Raw genomic sequence first — 24,571 nt, 5'->3', positions numbered from 1 at the left:
TGGGTCCTGTCCGGTAGACGTCCCGGGCCCTGGCCCGTGGGCCTCCCGGGGCCTATCCCAGATGCCGGGCCGCGAACTCGATCTCCAGCCGGACCTGCTTGATCCGCTCCTCGACGACGAGGGAGCCGTGGCCCGCGTCGTATCGGTAGACCTCGTGCGTCGCGCCGCGCGCGGCCAGCCGGTCCACGTAGTTCTCGATCTGACGGATCGGGCAGCGCGGGTCGTTGACGCCGGCGGAGATGTAGACGGGGACGCGGACCTCGTCGACGTACGTCAGGGGCGACGACGCCTCGAAGCGCTCCGGGACCTCGTCGGGCCCGCCGCCGAGCAGCGTGCGGTCCATCGCCTTCAGGGCCTCCATCTCGTCGTGGTACGCCGTGACGTAGTCCGCGACCGGGACCGCGGCGAGGCCCAGCGCCCACGCCTCGGGCTGGGTGCCGAGGCCGAGCAGGGTCAGATACCCGCCCCACGAGCCGCCCGCCAGCACCAGCTTCGCCGGGTCGGCGAGGCCGGAGGCGACCGCCCACTCGCGGACCGCCGCGATGTCCTCCAGCTCGATCAGGCCGACGCGGTGCCTGAGGGCGTCCGTCCACTCCCTGCCGTAGCCGGTCGAGCCGCGGTAGTTGACCCGTACGACCGCGTAGCCGTGGTCGATCCAGGCCGCCGGGCCCGCCGCGAAGGCGTCGCTGTCGTGCCAGGTCGGGCCGCCGTGGATCTCGAAGACGGTCGGGAACGGGCCCGCCCCGGCCGGCCGCTGCACCAGCGCGTGGACACGGCCGCCCGGCCCCTGGACCCACGCGTCCTCGACGGGCACGGAGCCGGGGGGCTTCAGACCGGGCGGGTCCAGCACCGGGCGGCCCGTGGTGGACCGCACCTGCGACGGCTGCGCGGCGGACGACCACAGATACTCGACCGACCCGTCCGGGCGGGCCGTCGCGCCGGACACCGATCCCGGCGGAGTGTCGATCCTCACCAGCTCGTGCGAGGCGAGGTCGTACCGCCACAGCTCGCCGCGCGCCTCGAAGCTGTGCGCGACCAGCAGCCCGGAGCCGTCCGGGTACCACTCGGCGTTCACGTCGCCGGGCAGGTCGATCGAGAGGGCGGTCTCCTCGCCCGTGACGACGTCCCAGATCATCGGCTCCCAGCGGCCGCGCCGCTGGTGTCCGACGAGCAGCCGGGCGTCCCCGTCGACGGGGGCGAAGCCGAGGATCTCCAGGCCCAGCTCCCGCGTGCCGCCCTCGGTGTCGTCGAGCTCGGCCACCGTGCCGCCGTCCAGCCGGACCACCCGCAGGGCGCTGTGCATGGCGTCGCCGTGCTCGGTGTGCTCGAGCGCGATGAGCGTGCCGTCATGGGAGAGGTCGCCGACCCCGCCCGACTCCCGGTGCCGGTAGATCTCGACCGGCGCTGCTCCGGGCCGTACGACGTGGACGGTCGTGCCGTCGTCGTCGGTGGACCGGCCGACCACGGACGTGCCGTCGCGGCCGATCGCGAGCCCGGCGGGGTAGGAGGGCTCGAGGCCGGGGGCCGCCGGCACGTCCTCGCCGCCGCCGAAGGGCTGGCGCATCCAGACGCCGAACTCGTCCCCGTCGGTGTCCGAGAACCACCAGATCGACGAGCCGTCGGGGGAGAGGGCGCCGTCGGTGGTCCCGTTCGGGCGGTCGGTCGCCTGCCGCTGCTCGCCGCTGGCCCGGTCCCAGGCGTACAGCTCGTACGTCCCGGTCGCATTGGAGACGAAGAGAGCCCGGTCGGGGGCGTCCTCGGCCCAGTCCGGCAGCGAGACGCGGGGCGCGCGGAAGCGCTTCTCCCAGTCGGGCATGGCGTCGTCGACGTCGGTCTGCGGGGGCTGCGGGGTGTGCGATGTGTTCGGGGCGTGCGGGGCGGCGTTCGGTACGTCGGCCTGCGCGTCGTTCTGTGCGTCAGGCTGTGCGGCGGCATCGGTCATGCCGTCCATGAAACCCGATGGCGCTGGATCGCGGACGGGGGGTCGGCCGCTCGGGGTCGGTCGCGCCTCAGGTCCCGGGGGGTGTGCGGCGGACGGCGAGGGCCGCGGCGTAGCCGGGGCCGGCGGGGAGGTCGGCGAGCAGCCAGTCGTCCTGGGACGCCGGTTCGGCGCCCGCGCCCACGAGCGTGCGGGAGAGCTCCTCGTTGAGGCCGACCCCGGTGGCCTTCAGGAGCGCCTCCTTGCGGGTCCAGCAGCGGGCGAAGGCGGCGGGGCGCTCGGCTGCGGGGAGCGCGTCGAGCTCCCTGCGCTCCTGGACGTGCAGCTGGTCCGCGACCTCGGCGACCGTGCCGGGGTCGGGCACGCTCTCGACGTCGATCCCCACCGGCGCTCCAGCCAGCGCGATCATCACGAGCCCGCTGGTGTGGGAGAGCGAGAAGTGCACCCCGTCGCCCGGCACATACGGCCGGCCGTGCGGTCCGCCGCAGTGGGAGCAGGCCGCGCGTGCGACGACGACCGCCTCCGGGCGCTGGCCGAGCCGCTCGCCGAGGAGGCGGCGCAGGGTCACATGGGCGACGGCGTACGCGTCCCGGTCCACGCTGCGGTAGAAAGCGTCGAGGCGTGCGGTCTCCTCCGCGTCGAGGAGGCTCCGGTGCGCGACCGCGTCCGCGGCGTGCTCGGAGACCGGCCCGGACCACAGCATCTCCACACCGGGCAGGGGCGCCCGGTGCGGGCTCGTGGGTATGTCGGCCGCCATGTCGTCTCCTCCGCCTCTGCGCGCGTCTGCTCTACCGCTCTACCGCCAGCTCGTATTGTCCCCTGGCCCGCGAGCGGTGGCTGGATCCCGACGGCGGGACGGTGGGCGGGACGGTGGGACGGTAGGGCTTCTAACGGATCCAACGTCCCGTTAAGATGGCGTCGACCGGCTCAACCGACTCGACTGACTGGAGCCGCTGTGAACTCCGAGACTGCTGAGGGCACGGACCAGGGAGAGGGCGCGGGTGCGGCCGCGGAGAGGGGCGCCGACGCGGGCCCGGGCGGGGACCCGGGCGTGGGCGCGAGCGGGAACCCGGGCCCGTGCGCAGACCCTGGCACCGTCCGTCCCGGCGGTCGTACCGCCCGGGTGCGGGCCGCCGTGCTGCGCGCCGCCGGCGACGCGCTCGTCGAGCAGGGCTTCCACCGTCTGGACCTCACCGAGGTCGCCCGCCGTGCGGGCGTGGGCAAGACCACCGTCTACCGCCGCTGGGGCACGACCACGGGCCTGGTCGCCGACCTGCTGGCCGACATGGCCGAGCAGTCCGTCCCGCGCGCGGACACCGGCTCGCTCGCCGGAGATCTGCGGGCCAACGCCCGCCTGGTCGTCGCCACCCTGACCGACCCGCGCCAGGGCGCCCTGTTCAAGGCCGTGATCGCCGCCGCCACCTGCGACGAACGCGCGGCGCAGGCCCTGCACCGCTTCTACGCCACCCGGATCAAGGAGTGGGCGGGCTGTGTCGAGGCGGCCGTCGCCCGGGGCGAGCTGCCCGCGGACACCGACGCGCACGAGGTGGTCCGCGCCGTCTCCGCCCCGCTCTACTACCGGCTCCTGGCCAGCGGCGACCCTCTCGACGAGACGGTCGCCGACCGTGCGGCCTCCGCCGCCGAGTCGGCGGCCCGGGCAGGCGCGTACGTCATGGCCTGACCGCCCCAGGGGCCCGACCCTCCACGAGGGTCAGGCTCCGGGGCCGTCAGCCGTGCACTGCTCGTCGCTTCGGATCAGATGTTGACGCCGAAGTCCTGGGCGATGCCGCGCAGGCCCGAGGCGTACCCCTGGCCCACCGCGCGGAACTTCCACTCCGCCCCATTGCGGTACAGCTCGCCGAAGACCATCGCGGTCTCGGTGGAGGCGTCCTCGCTGAGGTCGTAGCGCGCGAGCTCGGCGCCGCCCGCCTGGTTGACCACGCGGATGAAGGCGTTGCGCACCTGGCCGAAGGACTGGCTGCGGCTCTCGCCCTCGTGGATGGAGACCGGGAAGACGATCTTGTCGACCTCCGCGGGCACGCCCGCCAGGTTCACCTTGATCTGCTCGTCGTCGCCCTCGCCCTCGCCGGTGAGGTTGTCGCCGGTGTGCTCGACGGAGCCGTCGGGGCTCTTGAGGTTGTTGAAGAAGACGAAGTGCTGGTCCGAGACGACCTTGCCGTTGGTGTCCACCAGCAGGGCGCTGGCGTCCAGGTCGAAGTCGGTTCCGGTGGTGCTGCGTACGTCCCAGCCGAGGCCCACGACGACCGCAGTCAGGCCCGGGGCCTCCTTGCTGAGCGAGACGTTGCCGCCCTTGGAAAGGCTGACACCCATGGAAATCCCCTGCGCAATCCGGCGCGGGCCGCGCCTCTTGACGATTCCTTTGCCCACCGGGGCAACGACCGGCCGCCGGTCCGGGTTCCCGTCTCGCGGGTCGCCTTTTCCGACCCCGGGCCCCACCCGGGCCGACCCGCCCGCGACCCGGGCCCGGCCCCCGGTCGGGGGCCTGGGCGGCCGGTCCAGCCGTCAGGGCGCCGGTACGAGGCCGTCGGCGACCAGGCCCGCGAGCACGGCCTCGCCCAGCGCCTGCGTGGCGGACAGCGGCCGGACCATCACCGTGAACTCCTTGATCCGTCCCTCCTCGTCGAAGTGGAGGAGGTCGATGCCGTGGATCTCCTTGCCGTTCACGGTCGCCCGGAAGAGCAGGACGTCCGCCTCCGCCTCGACCCCGTCCACGCTCGTCTCGGCGGCGCCCTCGAACTGTCCGACGTACCGGAAGTCCTCGAACGTGCGCAGCAGCACCCCGAAGAGGCCGAGAACCATCGGCCTGCCCTCGAAGGGCGTGAACTTCACCGGGCTGTAGAGGCGGACGTCCTCGGTGAACAGCCCGTCCAGAGCGGCGAGATCCCGCTTCTCGACGGCGGCGCGGAAGCGTTCGGCGGTTTCCATGCGGGCTCCTGTCCGTGTGCATCGTGTGCGTACTGCTCGTACTCATGAATATGACTAATCACTTTCATGAGCATGGTGACAGGGGCGCCCGAGAAAAGGGAAGGGGGAGGCGGGCGCCGACGCGCTGCGGCGAGATGGGCCTGCCGAGCCGGGCCCTGGGCGGGCGCGCGTCTACTGCGCCGGGCCCGAGACCGGCACGCGTCTAGTGCGCAGCGTCGAGGCGGGCGCGCTGCTCGGCTGTCAGCTCCAGGTCGACGGCGGCGAGGCTCTCGTCGAGCTGCGCCACGGACGACGCCCCGACCAGCGGGATCACCGGGACCTCGCCCCCGATCAGCCACGCCAGCACCACCTGGTTGACCGTCGCCCCGGTCTCCTTGGCCACCGCGCGCAGCGCCGCCCGGCGCACCGGCGTGCCCGCGTGGTCGAGGCCCGCGTCCAGCGGCTCGTCCTCGCGTGTATAGGCGCCCGCGAGCAGCGGGGAGTAGGCGACGAGCGCGAGCCGAGGCTCGGCGCGCGCATAGCTGAGCAGATCGCCGGCGACGACGGCGATCTCGCCGTCCGGCGAGCGCAGGGTCGGCCGGTCGGTGCGCCGGCGGAGGTAGGTGTGGTGGTACTGCAGCACCTCGTACCCCGGCAGCCCGGCCGCGGCGGCGAGGCTGCGCGCCTGCTCCACCCGCCACGCCCAGTGGTTGCTCACGCCCAGCAGGCCGACCGTGCCCTCGGCGACGAGCTCGGCGAAGGCCTCGACGGTCTCCTGGAGCGGAACGGAGTCGTCGGGGACGTGTGCGTACAGCAGGTCGAGCTTCTCGACGCCGAGCCGCTCCCGGCTGCGCTCGGCCGACTCGCGGATGACCTTCGCGGACAGCCCCTCGATGTTCTTGCTGAACTCGGTGGTGGGGGCGAGCGGGCGCGCGCCGAGCTTGGTGGCGACGGTGATCTCGCTCCCGACGCCCCGGCTGCGCCGCCAGCGGCCGAGGAGCGCCTCGCTCTCGCCGCCCTGGGTGCCGTTGACCCAGAACGCGTAGTTGTTGGAGGTGTCGACGAACGTCCCGCCGGCCTCGACGTACCGGTCGAGGATCGCGAACGAGGTCGCCTCGTCGGTGACGGCGCCGAAGCGCATGGCCCCCAGGCTCAGCACGCTCACCTCGCGCCGGGTCTCCGGGTTCTGGCCGATGGTGCGGTATTTCATGCGCGTTCCTCTCAACAGGCCGTACGGGAAGGGGCGTTACCGCGCCGGAGTCTGCTTCTTCGAGAGCGCTCTATGTCAAGGAGCCCCGGCCCACGCGTCGAGGCGGCGCGGCTACGTCTCTACGCCTCTACGTCTCTGTGGTGAACTGGCGCGCCCGCCTGGCTCATTTGTTCGGGTCTCAAGCGGTCCGCTCTCGCGGCCGACTAGGACCCCGCGGAGTGGCTGCCGTCGAGCGTCGACGTGACGTGCCGCTACACCTCGGAGTGGATCGCGACCAAGCTCCGCTGGGGGCTGACCGTCGACGCGGTCGAGCTGGCGGCCCTGGCCCAGACGGCCGAGGCGTGCCCGAGCGCTCTGGTCACGTACGAGCGAGTCGCGTAACGGCTCCGACCGCATCCGACCGCATCCGACCGCATCCGACCGCATCCGGCGGCCGTACGGACATGGCGTACGGACATGCCGTACGGACATGGGGTAGGGCCCGGCGCATCATTGCGCCGGGCCCTACGCGTGGCTCCGCGACGGCGGACGTCCAGCGCGGACGTTCGGCGCGGACATCTGTGGACATCTGTCGCGGTGGTCGGGTGCGGTGGTCGGTCCGCGGCGGTTCGGTCCGCAGCGGTCGGTCCGCGGCGGTCAGTTGTGGCCGAACTTCCGCTGCTTCTTGTGGGAGGCCACCTCGGAGATCGAGCGCATCGGGTCGTGCGGAGCCGACGCCTGCGTCTGCTGCTCCTTCGACTCGGTCGGAGTGCTGCGTTCATGGCCGCCAGTGCGGGCGCCGCGGTTCTGCCGGCTCTGTTTCTTGCCCACGATCGTGCCTCCTGTAGCGGTCTCGGACGGGGGACCACTACCAGATTCGCATGTGAGTACGAAGCGTGCATTTCGGGCGCTCAGCCCGCTGGCCGGCGCATCCAGAGTGTGAGCGCGGCGAGCGCGTCGGCGAGATCCGCGGGGGTTCGCAGGGTGCGGTGCTCGGAACGGACCCGACCGCTTGCGACGTCCGCGAAGTCGGTCATGACGCGTCCGCCGTCGCCGGGAGTCGATTGCCGCCCGGAGACCTCGGGAACGCGAGAGGGCCCGACCCGCTCGAGCGGATCAGGCTTGTGACCTGGTGCTTCAGTGGGGTCTGCGCAGGTCAGGCACCGGCTCCGGCGCCGGGTTCAGCGTGCGTGTCGGTGGCCAGGCGGCCCGCTGTGCGGCGGTACTCGGCGTTGATGCGCTGGGCTTCCTCGAGCTGGTCTTCGAGGATGACGATGCGGCACGCTGCCTCGATGGGGGTGCCCTGGTCGACGAGCTCGCGAGCGCGGGCGGCGATGCGCAGCTGGTAGCGGGAGTACCTGCGGTGGCCGCCCTCCGAGCGCAGTGGCGTGATCAGGCGGGCCTCGCCGATCGCGCGCAGAAAGCTGGGCGTGGTGCCGAGCATCTCGGCAGCCCTGCCCATGGTGTAGGCGGGGTAGTCGTCGTCGTCGAGACGACCGAGTGAGTCCTCTGCTGTCACTTTCACCTCGTCATATGGAACGCGTCGAGGGGCCCCGATGCCGTACGGCACCAGGGCCCCGAGGGGAATTCAACACCATCTGCCAGGCCCTACTGCTCCTGGCTCACTGTGTCCGCATGCCGCCCTGGAGTGGGCTGGGCTGCGGGGATCGAGGATGCGTGACCGGGGACCACCTTCCCATCCGGGTCCTTGCGGCGCTCGGACGGCGACCTGCCCGCCCGGGCGATCCTGATGGCGTAGGACTCCTCCTTTGCCTCTCGTACGTCTGTTGACGAGAGAAACGCTAGCCACGTCGGCTACCGATGTCTACTGCCGAGAGAATAGATTTCACGCGGTCGGTGGAATAGTTAATCGGCGATCTTCGGGCGCGGGCAGTCGCCTGGCCGGATGACGGCCCCTGCGGGAGAGCGCCTTCTTGGCCTAAGATCCGCGGCCATGTCGAAGCCTGACGAACTGCTCGTCGCCATTGCCGCGACGGTGGAATCCGAGCAGAGCAATCAGATGTCCCTGACCGTGGTCGCCGACGGAACCGTGATCACGGGACGGCTGGCCCCCGAGGCCGTATGGCGGCAGCGCGTCGCCGAAGTCCTGTCGGACTCGGAGCGCCTAGGGGCGTTCTCCAGCATCTTCACCTCGACACCGGCAGAACGCCGGCCCGCCGAGGACGCGTTGCCCACCCACCTGCACTTCCACGTGGCCAGGATCCTTCAAGGCACGACCGGAATCCCCGAGACGGGCGGCATGTACCGGGTCTCGATCGCGCGGGTGAGCGCCTGGACCGTGGGCGACTTCAGCTACTCCGAACACTGAGCGCCCCCCGTCCCGCGTACCCCACACGCCCACCTCATCGGCAGAGGGCTCCGACCGGCGTCACCGGTCGGAGCCCTCTCTCAGCTGCTCTGTTCTGCGTTGTCTGTCCCGCAGCCCTGTCCTGCTACTCGGCCGGGCTGCCGAGCATGGCCGAAGCCTTCTCGAGAGCCGTCGGACCGTGAGAGGCAGGCGGGGTGGGCACGGTGAGCGTGCGGCAGGTGAAGCCCAGCGCGGTCAGCGCCCGGGTCACCTCGGCGGCGGAGAAGTCGCGCCGGTCCTGGCGCGTGATGACGGCGCCGACCTGCTTGACGGGGTAGGCGCGGCGGCCGACGATCACGGACTCGCCGGTGATCGGCTCGGGCTTGACGCCCTTCATCGCGTCCAGCACGTCGCTCTTGGAGATGTCGAAGGGGTAGCGGGCGATGACGAAGCGCATAGGGGCCTCCAGGGGAGAGGGGGATCAGTCCTGGCCGGGAGCGGGCCGGATCATATGCACGCGGGATGAGCGCATGGGGTTTCAGTGCGGCCCTAGCCCTGGCCGTAGCTGTCGAAGGCTACGGCGACAGGGCCGGGGGCAGGGCGGGACGGTGGTCCCGTCGCCGCTCTAGGCCTGGCCCACTGCCGTCTGCCGCGGGCCGCCGCCTGTCCGGCGACGGTCCTGGGCGGGGCGGCTGCGTCGCCCTCGGGACGAGCTGGCACGGCGCTTGGGGCGGTCCGTCACCGGCGCGGCGATGACGACCGGCACGCCGGAGGGGGCCTGGGCGCCGGTGATACGGCTCAGCGCCTCCTCGCCGGAGCGGACCTGGGTGGTCTGCGGGGTGATTCCGGCGGCGGCCATCAGCCGGTTCATCTCGCGACGCTGGCCGGGGGTGACCAGGGTGACGACGCTGCCGGACTCGCCGGCGCGGGCGGTACGGCCGCCGCGGTGCAGATAGTCCTTGTGGTCGGTCGGCGGGTCCACATTGACCACGAGGTCGAGATTGTCGACGTGGATGCCGCGCGCGGCGACGTTGGTCGCCACCAGCACCGACACATGGCCGGTCTTGAAGTTGGCGAGGGTGCGGGTGCGCTGGGGCTGGGACTTGCCGCCGTGCAGGGCCGCGGCCCGTACACCGCTGCTCAGCAGGTGCTCGGTGAGGCGGTCCACGGCGTGCTTGGTGTCCAGGAACATGATCACGCGGCCGTCGCGGGCCGCGATCTCCGTGGTGGCGGCGTGCTTGTCGTGGCCCTGGACGTGCAGTACGTGGTGCTCCATCGTCGTGACGGCGCCGGCCGACGGGTCGACCGAGTGCACGACGGGGTCGGTCAGATACCGACGGACCAGCAGGTCGACGTTGCGGTCCAGCGTGGCCGAGAACAGCATCCGCTGACCCTCCGGCCGTACCTGGTCGAGCAGCGCGGTCACCTGGGGCATGAAGCCCATGTCGGCCATCTGGTCGGCCTCGTCCAGGACGGTGATGCCGACCTGGTTCAGCCGGCAGTCGCCGCGGTCGATGAGGTCCTTGAGACGGCCGGGCGTCGCCACGACGACCTCGGCCCCGCCGCGCAGCGCGGCGACCTGACGGTGGATCGGCATGCCGCCCACCACCGTCGCCAGCCGCAGCCTCAGGGCCCGGGCGTACGGGGTGAGCGCCGCAGTGACCTGCTGGGCCAGCTCGCGCGTCGGCACGAGGACCAGGGCGAGCGGCTGTCCGGGCTCGGCGCGCTCTCCTGCCGTACGGGCCAGCAGCGCCAGCCCGAAGGCGAGGGTCTTGCCGGACCCGGTACGGCCGCGGCCCATGACGTCGCGGCCGGCGAGCGTGTTCGGCAGGGTGGCCGCCTGGATCGGGAACGGCACGGACATGCGCTCCGCGCTGAGGGCGGCCAGCAGGGGAGCCGGCAGGTCGAGGTCGGCGAACGCCTCGACGGGCGGCAGAGCGGGGGTCAGGGTGACGGGCAGGGCGAACTCGCCCTGCACGGCGGCGGGCCGCCGGCCATAGCCGCCACCCGAGCGGCCCTGCCCGCCGGAGCGGCTGGGCGCGCCGGAACGGCGGGGGCCGCCGGAACGGCTGCCTCGCCCGGATCCGGCGGCGGCGCCTCCGGTACGGGGGGTGCGGGCGGAGCGGTCGTTCGTACGAGCTGTGCGGTTCATGCAGAACCTTCCTCGATACGGCGCGTATCGAGGAACTCCAGCGGCGGAAAGCAGGCCGCATGGAGGCTCACAAGAACGAGCCGACGAAAAGACGAATGCGGCAGGGTCGGACTCGACCGGGTGCCGACGTGTCGTGGAGAGAGCGCCGAAGTGAATGCCGAAGGGACTTCGATCATCATGCGGCCGGGAATACGGGTGGGAATACGGGCGTGAATGCCGGGGCAACGATCACCCGGCCGAAGAGCGGACGATTCGACGGCCGAGGCCGCCGCGCCGCTCGCGCGGGCCGTCGCGGCCGGCGGAGCTGGGAGGAATGGCAAAGAGCTGGGGCCCGCACCCCAAGGTGCGGGCCCCAGCTGCGTTGTGCGCGTCAGCGTCAGGCGGAGACGATGTTCTCGGCGGTCGGGCCCTTCTGGCCCTGCGCGATGTCGAAGGTCACCTTCTGGCCTTCCTGAAGCTCGCGGAAGCCCTGGGAGGCGATGTTCGAGTAGTGGGCGAACACGTCAGGACCGCCGCCCTCCTGCTCGATGAAGCCGAAGCCCTTTTCCGCGTTGAACCACTTGACAGTGCCGTTAGCCATTTGAATCTCCTTCGGGGCAGAGCCCAGAGATCCGCACTGTGCGGATCTCGAGTCGCCGCGATGATCGCCCCGTCCGGAAATCGCCGGAATACAAAAGCGCCCTCACCGGTGTAGGACCCAGTGAGCGCACTCGAAGTTTTGGGAACCACAACTGCAACTGCAAACACCGTAGCATGCCATGACTGATCGAGCGCGCGGAAAATCCCCAGGCAGGCTGCGCGGTGAGAAAGACTCATGGGGCCTTTTCTCTATTTCTGTGTTTGCGGACACAGATTTGCGGCGGGCGCCGTGGGCGGTATTTCCGGGAAAAGCCGCCCAGGCCGCCTCCTCCGCCGGCCCCCAACCGAGGCGCGCGGACGGCGCAGGGGCCGGGCGAGCGGCTACTCGTAGAGCGGGATGCTACTCGCAGAGCGATCGACTACTCGTAGAGCTCGTCTGTCGCGCAGTCGATCGGCGTGGTGTCGCCTGATCCGTCCACGGTGCAGACCTTCATGAAGTACTTCCTCCCTTCCAGGATGTCGTACTGGAAGGTCGTGTAGGCGCCGCTCCCGCCGCCCACGTAGGAGGTCTTGATCGTCTCCCCGCGGGAGTTCAGCAGCCAGCCGCGTACGCCGTGGCCGTCGCTGTCTATGTCGAAGGTCCGGAAGGAGTCGCCGTCGTCGATGTGCCGGATGAAGCCGACGGCGGTGCCGCCGTCGTAGACGTTGAGGTCGTCGTCGGCGGCGCTGGCCGTTCCCGCGGCGATCATGACCATCGCGCTTGCGACGCAGGTGATTCCGGCAGCGACGTTCAACCGCTTGAGCACAGTTCGGATCCTCTCGAAGTGTCCATTCGATGCGTCCATGATCAGACGAAGTCGAAATCCTGTAGCGGGAATTGACGAGTTGTCAACGCGGGGAGACGCGGTGCGAGCGTGAGCGCTTTCACTGGCGACGAGGCTCGGCGTCCCCGAGCGGCCGCTCGTACGGGTTCAGCGCCACCCCTTGGCCGAAGTCTCCTGGCAGCGGCGGGACTTGCCAGGGGCGAGGCTTGACGGTCATGCGCCCTGTCTCGCGATCGCAGATCGTCTTATGATCACCACTCTGCGTACGAGGGGACGTGGGCATGGCGACTGGTGGATCGGCGCCGCGACGGGCGCAGGAGGCACGGCGACAGGAACGGCTGCTGAGAGAGCAGTGGCAGGCCGCTCGACAGCAAGCCCGCCGATGGGAGGCCGCGAGCGAGGGCGAACGCAGAGTCGTGGCACAGCTGTTGGTCCTGACCGCGCGCGGATGGCGATTGCTGGTGGACCGCAGGTGGCCGGCGACGCGGACGGCCCATGCGGACATGCTGCTGGTCGGTCCCGGCGGTGTGTTCGTCCTCGACGTCAAGGACTGGCGCTCCGCACCCGAGCCCGAGGACGGAAAGCTCTACGCCGGCGGCGCTCCCTGCGACGAGCACGCGACCAAGCTGCTGGCCGTGACGAGGACGTCCGAGTCGGCGGTGGCGTCCCTGGGCCTGTCCCCGGTCGCGGTCCAGCCCCTCATGGTCTTCGCAGGGCACCGCGTCCATGCCCACCTGGGCAGGATCCGGCTGCTCGGCGAGCACGAGCTCGGGCCGGCCCTGCTGTCGGAACGCCCTCGGCTGCGCGCCGAGTCCGTACGCGCCATCGCCGATCACCTGGAGCGGGTCTTCCCCGAGTACGAGGGATCCTCCGTGACCCAGGCGGCGCCGTCGCCGGCACGCCCGCAGCCTCAAGAGGAGCCGGCCGACGGGCTGTTCGATCTCGACGGACTGCGCGAGGCGGCTCTGGAAGAAGCGCTGCAGGCCCCGATCGAACAGTGGATGACCTTCCTCCACCCCGACCAGGTGGCCCTGGTACGCCGCAACTGGGCCGGCCCCGCACGGATCAGCGGCCCGGCGGGCACAGGCAAGACGGTCGTCGCCCTCCACCGCGCGGCCCACCTCGCGCAGCGCACCACCGGCCGGATCCTGTACGTCACCTTCGCCAACAACCTCCCCCGGGTGCAGTCCACCTTCCTCAAGGCCATGTCTCCGGCCGTGGCCGACCGGGTCGACTTCCGCAGCCTGCACTCCTGGGCCCAGGAGTTCCTGCACGACTGCGGCGTCCCGGTCCGGCTGCACGGAGACAAGGCCCAGACCGCCTTCAGCCTCGCCTGGAAGCACGTCGGCCGCGACAGCTGCCTGGCCGAGATCGACCCGGCCCCCGGCTACTGGAAGGAGGAGATCGACTACGTCGTCAAGGGACGCGGCATCGCCTCCTTCGAGGAGTACGCCACGGTGCCCCGCCGACGCCGCCGCGCGAGCCTGCGACGACCGCATCGGCAGGCCGTCTGGACTCTGTACGAGGCGTACGAAGCGCTCCGTGCCGAGCGCGGCGTGCACGACTTCAACGACGTGCTCTCCCTCGCCCTGACAGAGGCCCGCCGCCGCGCGGGAGAGCGTCGCTACGCGGCCGTGATCGTCGACGAGGTCCAGGATCTGACGCTGGTCGGAGTACGGCTCCTGCACGCTCTCGTCGGCGACGCCCCCAACGGACTGCTGCTGGTCGGCGACGGCCAGCAGGCCGTCTACCCCGGCGGGTTCCGCATGTCCGACGCGGGAATCGACGTCCGCGGCGACCGCGGACAGGTACTGCGCGTCAACTACCGCAACAGCAAGGAGATCCTCGACGCGGCGCTCGGCGTCGTCGCCGACGACTCCTTCGAGGACATCGACGGCCTGCGCACGCCAGGCCGCCGGGACGTCGACCTCACGTACCACGACGGCGCCGTGATCCGCGTATCGAAGCCGACCACAGCCGAACACGACCAGGCCCTCCTGGAGAGCCTGCACACCCTGCCGCCCGGAGCCCGCGCCGACACGGCGGTGCTGTGCCCCTCGGGCCGGGCCATCGGCCACTACCAGCGGCTTCTCAAGCGTTCGGGCATCCCCGTATGCCTGCTGGAGCACTACGACGGCCGCCCCGTCGACGCCGTCAAGATCGGCAGCTACCACCGAGCCAAGGGACTGGAGTTCAAGCGGGTCTACCTCCCTGACACCGACGCGACGACCTCGACGCCCATCTCCCCCACCCCTGAGCCGGAAGCCTCCGAAACGGCACGCGAACGCGGCGAACTGTTCCGCAACCAGCTCTTCGTGGCCATGACCCGAGCGCGCGACGTGCTGTGGCTGGGGAGTGTGACCCGGCAGCCTGGGGGGCGATGAGGGGCGCCGCGCGAGGAGGGGGTCGGGTCCAGACGGCGGAGGGGGCGATCCACGACGGCCGGCCGTGAGGGCGCCCCCTGAATGGCCAGCCGTGAGGGACGATCCGCCAGGCCGTCCAGGCGGTACCCCGAAAACCACTCAGGGGCCCGACCCGCTCTCGCGGATCAGGCCCCTGACCTGGTGTTTCAGCTGTCGGGGTGGCGGGATTTGAACCCACGACCTCTTCGTCCCGAACGAAGCGCGCTGCCAAGCTGCGCTACACCCCGATGTCCCCGCTGTCGCGGCGACATCGGTTACTTTAGCCCACCCGCGCCCGGAGGCGAAATCCGGTTTTCGGTTGGCGGCCCAGTGGTCGGCGGCGGGCCTCGACGGCGCGTCGTCCGGGCGTGGCCCGGGCCCCGGGCGCGGCGGCAGAGCCCCGGAAGGCGCCTCCCCGGGTGCGCTTCAGTCCGCCTTGGGCACCAGGGTCAGCAGGGTCGCCTCCGGGGGGCAGGCGAAGCGGACCGGGGTGTAGCGGCTTGTGCCGCAGCCTGCGGAGACGTGGAGGTAGGAGACGTTTCCGTTCGCCCGGTGCGTGGAGAGGCCCTTCACTCGGGCCGTGTCCAGGTCGCAGTTGGTGACCAGCGCGCCGTAGAAGGGGATGCACAGCTGGCCGCCGTGGGTGTGGCCCGCCAGGATCAGGGGGTAGTCGTCCGCCGTGAACGCGTCCAGTGCGCGCAGGTACGGGGCGTGGACCACCGCCAGGGAGAGGTCCGCGTCCCGTTCCGGGCCGCCCGAGACCTCCTCGTAGCGGTCGCGCTTGATGTGCGGGTCGTCCAGGCCCGTGAACGCGATCTCGTAGCCGTCGAGCTTCAGCCGGCCGCGGGTGTTCGTCAGGTTCGTCCAGCCCGAGGCGTCGAACGCGTCCCGGATCTCCTCCCACGGGTTGTGGACGACGCCGACCGCCGGCGCGTTGCCGTTCAGGCCGTGGCGGCCCTGCGCCTTCTCGAGCAGATAGCGGCCGGGGTTGCGGAGCGTGGGGCCGTAGTAGTCGTTGGAGCCGAAGACGTAGACGCCCGGGAACTCCAGCAGCGGGCCCAGCGCGTCCAGCACCTCGGGCACGCCCTCCGGGTCCGAGAGGTTGTCGCCGGTGTTGACCACGAAGTCCGGGCGCAGGCCCGCCAGCGACTGAAGCCAGGCGCGCTTCTTGTTCTGGCCGCTCACCATGTGGATGTCGGAGACCTGGAGCACGCGCAGCGGCCGCATCCCTCTCGGCAGGATCGGGACCGTCAGCCGTCGGAGGCGGAAGGAGCGGGCCTCGAAGCCGGCGGCGTAGGCGAGGCCGGCGGCGCCGACTGCCGTGATTCCTGCGGTGATCTTGAGGGGGAGTCCGTAGCGTGCGCGCATACGCCCATCGTTGCAGACCTCGAGGGGCTGGGAAGGGGGCGGGCGCCGTCGGTGGAAGCACGCAGATCCCGCGCCGGGAGCGCCAGCAGCAGGCCCAGCGAGATCCATACGTACGCGTTGGCGCCGAGGAAGCCGTCTATCCCCGTCGCGTCCCAGCTCCACAGCCACACCACGCTGCTGCACAGCGCCGCGTAGATCCCGCCCGCCCAGCTCAGCAGCCGGCGGCGGCGCGGGTCGCCCGCCGCGCCCGCGCGCAGGCCCGCGTCGACCAGGACCGCCAGCGCCGGGAGCAGCCAGACCAGGTGGTGCACCCAGGTCACCGGGCTGATCAGGCACGCCGTCAGACCGGTCAGCGCGAAGCCCGCCCATTCGTCGCCCGCGGCCGACGCCCGGCGTGCGCGCCGGGCCCAGACGGCGAGCAGGACCAGTACGCCGAGCGCCCACACCGTACGGCTGGGCGCTCCCGGCTCCGCGAGCCGGGCCAGCACGCCCTGCCAGGACTGGTTGGAGACGTATGCCAGCGAGCCGACCCGGTCCGTGTTCCACATCGCCTCGGTCCAGTAGACCCGGGACCCCTCGGGCGTCACCCAAAGCGCGAGCAGCGTGGCGAGGACGGCGGTGGACGCTGCGGCGGCCGCCGCCCGCCAGCGGCGCGTCAGCAGGAGGTAGCCGATGAAGACCGCGGGCGTGAGTTTGATCGCGGCGGCGAGGCCGATGCAGTAGCCCGCGTAGCGGGCGCGCCCAGAGGAGAGGAGCCACGCGTCCGCGAGCACCAGCGCCAGCAGGAGCAGGTTGACCTGGCCGAAGCTGATCGTGTCCCGTACCGGCTCCAGCAGGGCGAACAGGCAGCCCGCCACCGCGAAGGCGAACCACCGGCTCCAGCCCTGCCGGCGTACGACCGCCGCCGCCGACCAGTACAGGATCGCCGCCGCCGCGCCGGCGTTGAGCAGCAGGCTGATCACGACCGCGCTCGGCCAGTCGACCAGAGTCATCGGCAGCATGATCACGGCGGCGAACGGGGGATACGTGAACCCATAGTGCGTCCCGGGCACCAGGTAGTCGTAGATCCGGCCGCCGTCGCGCCAGTAGTCGACCGTCCCGTAGTAGACGCCGAGGTCGAACCAGTCCCGGTGCAGCGGCACGGTCGCCAGGAACAGCCCGACCGCGGCCGCCAGGCCCGCGACCAGCAGCGCCCGTCCGCGTGTGCTCGTCGGCCATCGCACGCCGTACGCCCCCGTCTCCCGTGCCGCCCCTGTCACGTGCGCCGCCCCCGTCTCCCGTGCCGCCCCTGTCACGTGCGCCGCTTCCCTCTTCCGCGCTGCTTCCAGCCGGGCCTCCGTCTTCCGCGCCGCTCCCGTTTCCCGTGCCGGCCGCGTGCGTCGCGCCGCCCTCATGCCGTGCTCCCCAACGGCTCCCGGCCGACCCGCCCGGCGGCTCGTGCCGCGGCGACACGCGACGCGCACCACAGCGCGAGCACCGCCAACGCGCCGCCCGCCGTGGCCAGCGCCACCTGCGGCCCCTGAGGCGCGAAGCCGCTGGGCAGGACGGCCAGCGCCAGCACCCCGCTCGCGACCGCGAACGCCCGGCGCACCGCCCTGTCCGGCCCTGTCGCGGCTATCAGGAACAGGCCCCACAGCACGTACCAGGGCCGTATCGCCGGTCCGAGGACGGCCACCGCAGTCAGGCTCAGGCCCAGGGCGTACAGCGGGCGCCGCAGATGGTGCCGCCGCCAGGCGATCAGGGCGGCGAGCGCGGTCGCGGCGAGTCCCGCCAAGTGCCAGGCGGGGGCGGCGAACGGGGCCAGGCCGGCGATCGGGGCGCTGTCCGCGTTCGCCAGCAGCGTGCCCGTGATCCGGCCCAGCGAGGACGTCAGCGACCAGTTCTGCGGGGAGACGGGGGTGTCCAGGGCGGCGATCCAGCCGTAGCCGGTGCCGGTCAGCGCGGTGGTCGCGGCGGTGACGGCCGCTGCTACGCCGAGCACCGAGAGCCCCGCCGTGCACCGCGGCATACGAGTCCGGCCGCTGAGCTGTCTCGCCCAGAGCAGGCCGATCGCCACCAGGCCCAACGCGGCTGGGGCCTTCACCAGCGCGGCGAGCGTGACGAGCACGACGGCCAGCACCGGCCGTCGCCCGAGCGCGGCTGCCAGCCCCGCGCCCAGCAGCCCCAGCATGATCGCGTCGTTGTGGGCCCCGCCGACCAGATGGAGCAGGACCAGCGGGTTCAGCGCCCCCAGCCAGAGCGCGGTGCCGGCGTCGGCGCCGCAGTGCCGGGCCAGGACGGGCAGGCACAGCACCATGACCGCGACGCCGAGCAGTGCCACGAGCCGCATCCCGAGGACGCCCGGCGCCACCTCCGTACGGGAGAGGTCGGCGATCGCCCTCGCGCAGGCGAGGAAGAGGGGGCCGTACGGAGTCGGGGTGTGCTGCCAGAGCGGCGCGACCTCGTCGGTCAGCGGGCCGCCGAGCCGGGAGGGACCGTGCACGTACACGTCGATCCGCGCGTCTACCATCGCGCCCTGCGCCAGATAGCTGTAGACGTCCCGGCTGAACAGCGGCGGCGCCAGCACCAGCGGTGCCGCCCACAGCGCGAGCGTGAGCAGCAGCGAGCGTCGGCCCGGCGGCTTGGGCCCGCGTACCGCCCGCCCGAGCAGCGCCCATGCGGCGACCAGCAGTACGAGACCGAAGTACGCGCAGACCAGGCCGAGGGCCGCCCGCCCCGACTCGGGCGCGAGGGTGTCCCGCACGGGCAGCGCGCCCGCGCTCACCCCGCCGGCGGCGAGGGCCGCCGAGCCCGCCAGGCCGAGCAGCCGGCAGCGGCGGACGCGGGAGCCGACGCGGGAGCGGTCGGGGGAGCCGACGGGTGAGCGGTCGGGGGAGTGGTCGGGGATGGCGGGCATTCCGGCAGGGTGTCAACGGGCGGTGTCCGCCAGACGACGCGGTCTTCGCCGCCGAGCGGCCCGCGCATGTCGGCAGTCTTACGAACGCGCCTTCCGGCTAGTGAACGCATGATCGGCTGCGGGGTGGGGGTGGCACTGGCCCTCCGGGCGCGTGGGCCTCCCGGCCTCCCGCCTCCCGGCCTCCAGGGAGGCCGCTCCCTCCGCCGGTTCCTCCCGTCGGCCCGGCGTCCCCCCGCCGGAGCCGCCGACGCGCTCCCGCGGCGCCCGCCCCGACCCCGTCCGACCCCTACCCCGTTCGGAAAATCGTTTCTCTGTTCGCGTGCAATTCAAAAGACAAACCGCTCGACTCTTTATTCACCGCTCCAGTCGCAGTTGGCTCTCATGACAAACGCATACGTCCAGAATTCGCCACATCGCGCTCACTCATTTGCCGCGCATCTGGAGGAGAAGTGGCGGCGTTAGTGGAATATGACCAAAGCAAGGCTCTTTGACCCGACCCGCTCCGGAGTGACGGCGGAGGATCTGCCCGTAGCCCGCGCTGTGGCCGTGGGGCGGTACACCTTCACGCCCGCCGCCGCGTACTCCTCGCCCGACGCCCGCGGCACTCTGCACGTGGACGGCGCGCGGGTCGAACTGCGGGTCACCGAGTCGCTGCTCAGCGACTTCCTGACGTTGCTGGACGCGGCCCAGGAGGAACTCAGCCGGCGGTGGAGCGACCAGGGGCGTTCCGGTTTCCACGCAGCCCGCACGTGACGGGGGCTGAATTCCGTGAATGACGACTACCCGGATATCTCCTTCGCCCGGCAGGAGCGGTACCCCGGTCCGTACAGCACCCGGCCGGCCACCGGCCGGCACCGGGGGCCCGTCGACTCCCTGCACCAGGCGACCCCTCTGGAGGAGGGCTGGGACCCGGTCGAGGAGCTCACCTATCTCCTGCAGGAAGCCGCGACGGCCGACCAGGCGGCCGCCGTCCCGCCGCCGCGCAGCGAGCATTCGTCCGGCGTCGGCTACGTCGGCGACCCGCTGGACGAGCTGACGCAGACCACCGCCGAGCTGCCGCCCATCCGGCGCTCCACCGTCGGGCATCGGAAGGTGCGGGCCCGCAGGTTCCGCTTCACCTGGCTGCAGACCGTCAGCTTCGTGATCGCCGCCTTCGCCGCCGTCATCGTGTCGATGGTCAGCGTCTTCGGCGGCATGGTGGCGTACGCGCCCCTGCGCCACATCGGGTCCGACACGCAGGGCAGCTCGCTCCCCTGGTGGCCGCTGCTCGTCTACGGCCCCTGGATGGTGGCCTCGCTCTCCATCCTGCGGACGGCCCTGCACCAGCGCCGGGCCGCGCACTCCTGGTTCGTCGTTCTGCTGTTCTCCTCCCTCGCGATGATGCTCTGCGTGGCCCAGGCCGAGCGGACCTTCACCGGCGTCGCCGCAGCCGCCCTGCCGGCCATCGCGTCCCTGGCCTGCTTCCAGCAGCTCGTCCGGCAGATCACACTGACCCGGCCGCCGCGCCAGAGCATTTCCCGCCACCGGCAGCGCCCCGCGAACGCATCGTCGAAGTCCGGTGCGGCGAAGAGCGATTCGAGCGCTTCGAAGAGGCATCCCGCTTGATAACGATCTTCCGCGTTCTCGCGCTTTCCCGCCGCTTTCTCATCGATTCGCCGATCGCTGTCCCTGCTTCTTTCATATACCCGTACCGCCGCCCAGGTTGTAGGCCGCTGACCAGATAAACCGGTCAGCGGCCTTTCTGTTGAGCTCCGGTCTGTTGAGCTTCGGCCGCGGGTCCCATGCCGTGAATGATCAACTCCTCGGCCGGGGGAGGAACGGCTGTCACGCCACGCGCGGTCGCGGCGGATACGCTCGTGTCCATCGACAGCGACAGCGACAGCGACACCAGCACCGGCTCGATCGTCGCCGCCGACCTGCGGAATTCAGCGGCAGAACGCCGCCCACTGCTCTGCCCAGTCCGTACGGCTGCGCGCTCGTACCGCTCAGACACGGCCCTCCGGGCAGGCCCGCGGAGCCGTTCCGAGTCGTCGGCGACCTGCGAATCCCCTTTGACCGGCTCCATGAAAAAAGGCTATGAAGAGGTCATGACCACGCTCAAGTCCAAGCTGAAGGAAGACCTCACCGAGGCGATCAGGGCGCGCGACGAACTGCGCTCCTCCACGCTCCGGCTGACCCTCGCCGCCATCACCAAGGAGGAAGTCGCGGGCAAGACGGCCCGTGAGCTCTCCGACGACGAGGTGCAGAAGGTGATCGCCAAGGAGGCGAAGAAGCGCCGGGAGGCCGCCGAGGCGTTCGCACAGGGCGGGCGGAACGAGCAGGCCGAGCGGGAGAAGGCGGAGGGCGTCCTCCTCGACGCCTACCTGCCGCAGCAGCTGACGGACGACGAGCTCCGCCAGATCGTGGCGCAGGCCGTCGAGGAGGCCAAGGCCGGCGGCGCCGAGGGGCCGCGCGCGATGGGCGCCGTCATGAAGATCGTGAACCCGAAGATCGCGGGCCGCGCCGAGGGCGGCCGGGTGGCCGCGACGGTGAAGCAGCTGCTGGCCGGCTGACCGGGCTGACCCGGCGGGCGCGAGCGGGCGGCAGAAGAGATGAAGAGGGGGACCCCGGCCGATCTCGGCCGGGGTCCCCCTCTTCATCGCCCTCGCGTACCGCTGCCGCTCAGGTCGAGCCGCTCAGGTCGAGCCTGCCCTTGCCGAGCCGCTCAAGCCGAGCCGCTCAGGCCAAGCCCGCTCAGCCGAGCCTGCCCTTGCCGAGCCGCTCAGGCCAAGCCCGCCAAATCCGGGCCCGCCCAAGCCTCGCCCGCTACGGAAAGTTCCCGCCCGGACCATTCCCACCCGGGCCGTTCCCGCCGTTCGCCTGGCCGCGGTTGTTTCCGCCGCCGATCAGGTCCGGCGGGATCGAGATTCCGGGCCACGGCTCCTGCCCGCCGTTCCCGTTCCCCCGGTTGTCGCCGGGCTTCTCGTCCTCATCGTCGTCGTCGCCCTCGTCCGGCCGCTGCTTCGGGCCGTCCGGGATGTGCACTGTGTTGAACGGCGTGCTCGGCACGCCCTCCAGCGCGCCGCTCATCGCGTCCTTCCAGATCGGGCCCGGGACCTGACCGCCGAAGACCTGCGGGCGGTAGACGCCGCCGATGGTGATGTTCTCCATCTCCACCCTCTGCGTCGGGCTGCCGACCCAGACGGCGCCGGAGAGGTCGGGGGTGTAGCCGACGAACCAGGCGTTCTTCCGGCCGTCGGTGGTACCCGTCTTGCCCGCGTTGTCCCGGCTCTGCAGACCCGCCTGCTGACCCGTTCCGGAGTCGACCACTCCGCGCAGCAGGGTGTTGATGGTGTCGGCCGTCCGCTCGGTCATCGCCTTGGTGCAGGTGGTCTGCGGCACCGCGAGGCTCTTGCCGTCGGCCGTCTTGATGGACTCGATGGCCGTCGGCGTGCAGTACGTGCCGCGGTTGGCGAACGTGGCGTACGCGCCCGCCATCGTCAGCGGCGCGATGCCGTCGGAGCCGAGAGTGAGGGTGGAGGGCTCCTGCGGCAGCTTCTTGCCGTTGCCCATGACGACGCCCAGCTTGTCCGTCATCTCCACGACCGGGCAGAGGCCGATCTCGCCGATCATCTGCACGAAGTACGTGTTGACCGACATCTCCATCGCGTCCCTGAGCCCGTAGGGACCGACTTCCTTCGGATTCTCGTTCTCGAGCTTCTGTCCGCCGTGGTTGACCCAGGTGCCGTCGCAGGTCGCGATCGACGCCGGGTAGGGCATCTGGTACGGCGCCGGGTAGGTCTGCGTCGGCGGCTTGCCCTGCTCTATGGCCGCCGCGGCGACGAAGGGCTTGAAGGTCGAGCCGACCGGGAAGCCGAAGTTCGAGCCTCCCATGCCCTTGTTCACCGAGTAGTTGATCGTGGTCTCGTCCTTCTCGAAGCCGTACGGCCTCGACTGGCCCATCGCCCGGATCTTGCCCGTGCCGGGCTGGACCATCGTCACCGCGCTGGCGACCTTGTCGCTCTGGTAGACGTGGTCCTTGATCGACTGCTGGGCGGCCTTCTGGGCCTTGGGGTCGAGCGTCGTCCTGATCGTCAGGCCGCCCTGGTTCCAGACCTTGGCCCGGTCCTCCTTGGTCTTGCCGAAGACCGGGTCGGAGAGGAACGCCGCGCGCACGTAGTCGCAGAAGAAGCCCGCGCCGTTGACCGCCGTGATGCAGCCGTTCTTCGGCTTGCTGACCTTCAGGCTGATCTTGGCCGCCTTGGCCTTGTCCGCGTCCGCCTGGGTGATCTGGCGGATGTCGGCCATGCGCTGGAGCACGGTGTTGCGGCGCTTGGTCGCCTCGGTCGTGTCGTTGACCGGGTCGTAGCGGCTCGGCGACTGGACGATGCCGGCGAGCAGCGCCGCCTCCTCCAGCTTCAGGTCCTTGGCGGGCTTGGAGAAGTACCGCTGGGACGCCGCCTCGACGCCGTACGCCTGCTGGCCGAAGAAGGTGATGTTGAGGTAGTTCTCGAGGATCTTCTTCTTCCCCAGCTCCTCCTCGACCTGGATCGCGTACTTGAGCTCGCGGATCTTGCGGCCGATGGTCTGCTGGGTGGCCTGGGCGACCTTGTCGGGGTCGTCGCCCGCCTCCTCGACGAAGACGTTCTTCACATACTGCTGGGTGAGGGTGGAGGCGCCCTGGGACACCCCGCCCGACTGGGCGTTGCGGTTGAGCGCGCGCAGCACGCCCTTGAGGTCGATCGCGCCGTGCTCGTAGAAGCGCGAGTCCTCGATCGCGACGATCGCCTTCTGCATGTACGGCGAGATGTCCGTCAGCGGCACCACCGTGCGGTCGCGGGAGTAGACCGTCGCGATCGGCCCTCCCTGCGAGTCCAGGATGGTGGTGCGCTGGCTGAGCGGAGGAGTCTTGAGGTTGGCGGGGATCTCGTCGAATCCCTCGACGGTTCCCTTGGCCGCCAGACCCAGTGCGCCGAAGGCGGGCAGGGCGATGCCTGCGAGGACGGCTCCCGCGAGCACGCTGACACCGAGGAACTTGGCGGCCTGCTGGGTCCCGGTCAGACCTCCGCCCGAGCGCTTGTTTGGCATGGGGGCAGCCTAATCCGTAGCCGGAGGGGTTCCGATGGAGCGGGTGCTCCTCGGGATGTTCGGGTACCAAGCCGTGACATCTGCGGACGGTGCGCCCGGCGCTCTCGCGGCCGCCTCGACGGTTCACAGCGCCCGTAGTGATCAGGGTCCGTAGTCATCGGCGTCCGTGGTCGTGAGCGTCCGTAGTCATTCGCCGGACAGGCGTATAGGCGTTGGCCTAAGCTGCTCTCAACTGTCACAGCAGTGCGTTTTCGCATCAAGCACCTGACATGAATCCCGCTGTACCCGAATCGGCAGATCCATGTCCGAATCCGCCCTGTATGCCATCCGGCGTCCGCTGTGACCCAAGTGAACCGTCCCGCATTGTCGGGATGGTCTCGTATGCCCTCACCTCACTCCCCTGGGTGATCTGCCGCGTACGCATAGTCCGTTCGGGCCATTCAAGATTGGGCCCCACGGGGGTGTTGCGCTGTGCCTGCCTTCCGTAACGTCCTCAACTGGCAGCGGTGAATATGCCGCTGCCGCCGTGGGGGAGCCTCGATTCGGGAGAGGACGGCGCCGGCATGGGCTGGGTAACCGACTGGAGTGCGCAGGCAGCCTGCCGCACTACCGATCCGGATGAACTGTTCGTACAAGGTGCAGCGCAGAACAGGGCCAAGGCGGTGTGCACCGGATGCCCGGTGCGGACCGAGTGCCTGGCCGATGCGCTCGACAACCGCGTCGAGTTCGGCGTGTGGGGCGGAATGACCGAGCGGGAGCGGCGTGCGCTGTTGCGCAGGCGGCCGACGGTCACCTCGTGGCGCAGACTCCTCGAGACCGCACGCACGGAGTACGAGCGCAGCGCGGGCATCCTGCCCGTGGGCCTCGACGACGACGCGACCTACGAGACCTACGCGGCGGTGGGGTAGACCTCCGGCCGCCG

The 24,571-nt window shown here is 71.1% G+C and carries 24 protein-coding genes and 1 tRNA gene; 8 read left to right on the top strand and 17 right to left on the bottom strand.

Features of this window, described 5'->3' with window-relative positions; genetic code table 11:
- Nucleotides 1-52: 52 nt before the first annotated feature.
- Nucleotides 53-1,816, bottom strand: coding sequence for a prolyl oligopeptidase family serine peptidase (locus AB0M39_RS03990; protein ID WP_365360189.1), 1,764 nt, complete (start codon nucleotides 1,814-1,816; stop codon nucleotides 53-55).
- Nucleotides 1,817-2,009: 193 nt separating this feature from the next.
- Nucleotides 2,010-2,696: a 4'-phosphopantetheinyl transferase superfamily protein gene (locus tag AB0M39_RS03985; RefSeq protein ID WP_365359867.1), complete on the bottom strand. Its 687-nt coding sequence runs from the start codon at nucleotides 2,694-2,696 to the stop codon at nucleotides 2,010-2,012.
- A gap of 294 nt (nucleotides 2,697-2,990) precedes the next feature.
- Between AB0M39_RS03985 and AB0M39_RS03980 the strand changes: the two genes are divergently transcribed.
- On the top strand, nucleotides 2,991-3,620 hold the full coding sequence (locus tag AB0M39_RS03980; protein WP_365360187.1) for a TetR/AcrR family transcriptional regulator: 630 nt from the start codon (nucleotides 2,991-2,993) through the stop codon (nucleotides 3,618-3,620).
- 74 nt (nucleotides 3,621-3,694) lie between these two features.
- Here the strand turns inward: AB0M39_RS03980 and AB0M39_RS03975 are convergent, their stop codons facing one another.
- The 3 genes from AB0M39_RS03975 to AB0M39_RS03965 form a co-directional block, all read right to left on the bottom strand.
- Nucleotides 3,695-4,270, bottom strand: a complete 576-nt coding sequence (locus AB0M39_RS03975; RefSeq protein ID WP_365359865.1) for a TerD family protein — start codon at nucleotides 4,268-4,270, stop codon at nucleotides 3,695-3,697.
- A 192-nt stretch (nucleotides 4,271-4,462) separates the two neighbouring features.
- The gene (locus tag AB0M39_RS03970; RefSeq protein WP_365359863.1) at nucleotides 4,463-4,885 is read right to left on the bottom strand and encodes a nuclear transport factor 2 family protein; all 423 of its coding nucleotides are present in this window, start codon (nucleotides 4,883-4,885) and stop codon (nucleotides 4,463-4,465) included.
- Nucleotides 4,886-5,087: 202 nt separating this feature from the next.
- Nucleotides 5,088-6,074 carry an aldo/keto reductase gene (locus AB0M39_RS03965; RefSeq protein ID WP_365359861.1) on the bottom strand — a complete coding sequence of 329 codons (987 nt, stop codon included), beginning with the start codon at nucleotides 6,072-6,074 and terminating at the stop codon, nucleotides 5,088-5,090.
- A 240-nt stretch (nucleotides 6,075-6,314) separates the two neighbouring features.
- On the opposite strand from AB0M39_RS03965, the gene AB0M39_RS03960 reads away from it, so the two are divergent.
- Nucleotides 6,315-6,455: a hypothetical protein gene (locus tag AB0M39_RS03960; RefSeq protein WP_365359859.1), complete on the top strand. Its 141-nt coding sequence runs from the start codon at nucleotides 6,315-6,317 to the stop codon at nucleotides 6,453-6,455.
- Between the two features lie 255 nt (nucleotides 6,456-6,710).
- Here the strand turns inward: AB0M39_RS03960 and AB0M39_RS03955 are convergent, their stop codons facing one another.
- Nucleotides 6,711-6,884 carry a hypothetical protein gene (locus tag AB0M39_RS03955; RefSeq protein ID WP_365359857.1) on the bottom strand — a complete coding sequence of 58 codons (174 nt, stop codon included), beginning with the start codon at nucleotides 6,882-6,884 and terminating at the stop codon, nucleotides 6,711-6,713.
- A gap of 325 nt (nucleotides 6,885-7,209) precedes the next feature.
- The gene (locus tag AB0M39_RS03950; protein ID WP_365359855.1) at nucleotides 7,210-7,572 is read right to left on the bottom strand and encodes a MerR family transcriptional regulator; all 363 of its coding nucleotides are present in this window, start codon (nucleotides 7,570-7,572) and stop codon (nucleotides 7,210-7,212) included.
- 435 nt (nucleotides 7,573-8,007) lie between these two features.
- Here AB0M39_RS03950 and AB0M39_RS03945 point away from each other — a divergent pair, with 435 nt between their 5' ends.
- A complete protein-coding gene (locus AB0M39_RS03945; RefSeq protein WP_365359853.1) occupies nucleotides 8,008-8,382 on the top strand; it encodes a hypothetical protein in 375 nt (124 codons plus the stop codon).
- Between the two features lie 124 nt (nucleotides 8,383-8,506).
- Here AB0M39_RS03945 and AB0M39_RS03940 read toward each other — a convergent pair whose 3' ends face one another.
- The 4 genes from AB0M39_RS03940 to AB0M39_RS03925 all read right to left on the bottom strand — a co-directional run bounded on the left by AB0M39_RS03940 (nucleotide 8,507) and on the right by AB0M39_RS03925 (nucleotide 11,898).
- Nucleotides 8,507-8,818 carry an SCO5918 family protein gene (locus AB0M39_RS03940; RefSeq protein WP_365359851.1) on the bottom strand — a complete coding sequence of 104 codons (312 nt, stop codon included), beginning with the start codon at nucleotides 8,816-8,818 and terminating at the stop codon, nucleotides 8,507-8,509.
- 168 nt (nucleotides 8,819-8,986) lie between these two features.
- Nucleotides 8,987-10,513: a DEAD/DEAH box helicase gene (locus AB0M39_RS03935; RefSeq protein ID WP_365359849.1), complete on the bottom strand. Its 1,527-nt coding sequence runs from the start codon at nucleotides 10,511-10,513 to the stop codon at nucleotides 8,987-8,989.
- A gap of 376 nt (nucleotides 10,514-10,889) precedes the next feature.
- Nucleotides 10,890-11,093, bottom strand: a complete 204-nt coding sequence (locus tag AB0M39_RS03930) for a cold-shock protein (RefSeq protein ID WP_365359847.1) — start codon at nucleotides 11,091-11,093, stop codon at nucleotides 10,890-10,892.
- Between the two features lie 418 nt (nucleotides 11,094-11,511).
- Entirely contained in the window at nucleotides 11,512-11,898 is a 387-nt protein-coding gene (locus AB0M39_RS03925) for a hypothetical protein (protein ID WP_365359845.1), read from the bottom strand.
- 299 nt (nucleotides 11,899-12,197) lie between these two features.
- Between AB0M39_RS03925 and AB0M39_RS03920 the strand changes: the two genes are divergently transcribed.
- On the top strand, nucleotides 12,198-14,300 hold the full coding sequence (locus AB0M39_RS03920) for a UvrD-helicase domain-containing protein (protein ID WP_365359843.1): 2,103 nt from the start codon (nucleotides 12,198-12,200) through the stop codon (nucleotides 14,298-14,300).
- A gap of 192 nt (nucleotides 14,301-14,492) precedes the next feature.
- Here AB0M39_RS03920 and AB0M39_RS03915 read toward each other — a convergent pair.
- From AB0M39_RS03915 to mptB, 4 genes are all read right to left on the bottom strand, one after another.
- Nucleotides 14,493-14,566, bottom strand: a tRNA-Pro gene (locus tag AB0M39_RS03915).
- A gap of 178 nt (nucleotides 14,567-14,744) precedes the next feature.
- Nucleotides 14,745-15,686 carry a metallophosphoesterase gene (locus tag AB0M39_RS03910; RefSeq protein ID WP_365359841.1) on the bottom strand — a complete coding sequence of 314 codons (942 nt, stop codon included), beginning with the start codon at nucleotides 15,684-15,686 and terminating at the stop codon, nucleotides 14,745-14,747.
- Nucleotides 15,569-16,909: a glycosyltransferase 87 family protein gene (locus AB0M39_RS03905; protein ID WP_365359839.1), complete on the bottom strand. Its 1,341-nt coding sequence runs from the start codon at nucleotides 16,907-16,909 to the stop codon at nucleotides 15,569-15,571. The genes AB0M39_RS03910 and AB0M39_RS03905 overlap by 118 nt, the downstream gene beginning before the upstream one ends.
- A 167-nt stretch (nucleotides 16,910-17,076) precedes the next feature.
- The gene (gene mptB / locus AB0M39_RS03900; protein ID WP_365359837.1) at nucleotides 17,077-18,582 is read right to left on the bottom strand and encodes a polyprenol phosphomannose-dependent alpha 1,6 mannosyltransferase MptB; all 1,506 of its coding nucleotides are present in this window, start codon (nucleotides 18,580-18,582) and stop codon (nucleotides 17,077-17,079) included.
- A gap of 468 nt (nucleotides 18,583-19,050) precedes the next feature.
- Here mptB and AB0M39_RS03895 point away from each other — a divergent pair, with 468 nt between their 5' ends.
- A complete protein-coding gene (locus AB0M39_RS03895; RefSeq protein WP_365359835.1) occupies nucleotides 19,051-19,335 on the top strand; it encodes a hypothetical protein in 285 nt (94 codons plus the stop codon).
- 15 nt (nucleotides 19,336-19,350) lie between these two features.
- Complete coding sequence (locus tag AB0M39_RS03890) at nucleotides 19,351-20,187, top strand: DUF2637 domain-containing protein (protein WP_365359833.1); 837 nt, start codon at nucleotides 19,351-19,353, stop codon at nucleotides 20,185-20,187.
- Nucleotides 20,188-20,311: 124 nt separating this feature from the next.
- On the opposite strand, the gene AB0M39_RS03885 is transcribed toward AB0M39_RS03890, so the two are convergent.
- On the bottom strand, nucleotides 20,312-20,647 hold the full coding sequence (locus AB0M39_RS03885; RefSeq protein ID WP_365359831.1) for a hypothetical protein: 336 nt from the start codon (nucleotides 20,645-20,647) through the stop codon (nucleotides 20,312-20,314).
- A 22-nt stretch (nucleotides 20,648-20,669) separates the two neighbouring features.
- Here AB0M39_RS03885 and AB0M39_RS03880 point away from each other — a divergent pair, with 22 nt between their 5' ends.
- Nucleotides 20,670-21,134 carry a GatB/YqeY domain-containing protein gene (locus AB0M39_RS03880; RefSeq protein ID WP_365359829.1) on the top strand — a complete coding sequence of 155 codons (465 nt, stop codon included), beginning with the start codon at nucleotides 20,670-20,672 and terminating at the stop codon, nucleotides 21,132-21,134.
- A 253-nt stretch (nucleotides 21,135-21,387) separates the two neighbouring features.
- On the opposite strand, the gene AB0M39_RS03875 is transcribed toward AB0M39_RS03880, so the two are convergent.
- Nucleotides 21,388-23,649 carry a transglycosylase domain-containing protein gene (locus tag AB0M39_RS03875; protein WP_365359827.1) on the bottom strand — a complete coding sequence of 754 codons (2,262 nt, stop codon included), beginning with the start codon at nucleotides 23,647-23,649 and terminating at the stop codon, nucleotides 21,388-21,390.
- Nucleotides 23,650-24,212: 563 nt separating this feature from the next.
- Here AB0M39_RS03875 and AB0M39_RS03870 point away from each other — a divergent pair.
- Nucleotides 24,213-24,557 carry a WhiB family transcriptional regulator gene (locus tag AB0M39_RS03870; protein WP_365360185.1) on the top strand — a complete coding sequence of 115 codons (345 nt, stop codon included), beginning with the start codon at nucleotides 24,213-24,215 and terminating at the stop codon, nucleotides 24,555-24,557.
- Nucleotides 24,558-24,571 lie beyond the last annotated feature (14 nt).

The sequence above is a fragment of the Streptomyces sp. NPDC051907 genome (assembly GCF_040681075.1).
GTDB lineage: Bacteria > Actinomycetota > Actinomycetes > Streptomycetales > Streptomycetaceae > Streptomyces.
This window is presented reverse-complemented; position numbering and strand designations above follow the sequence as displayed.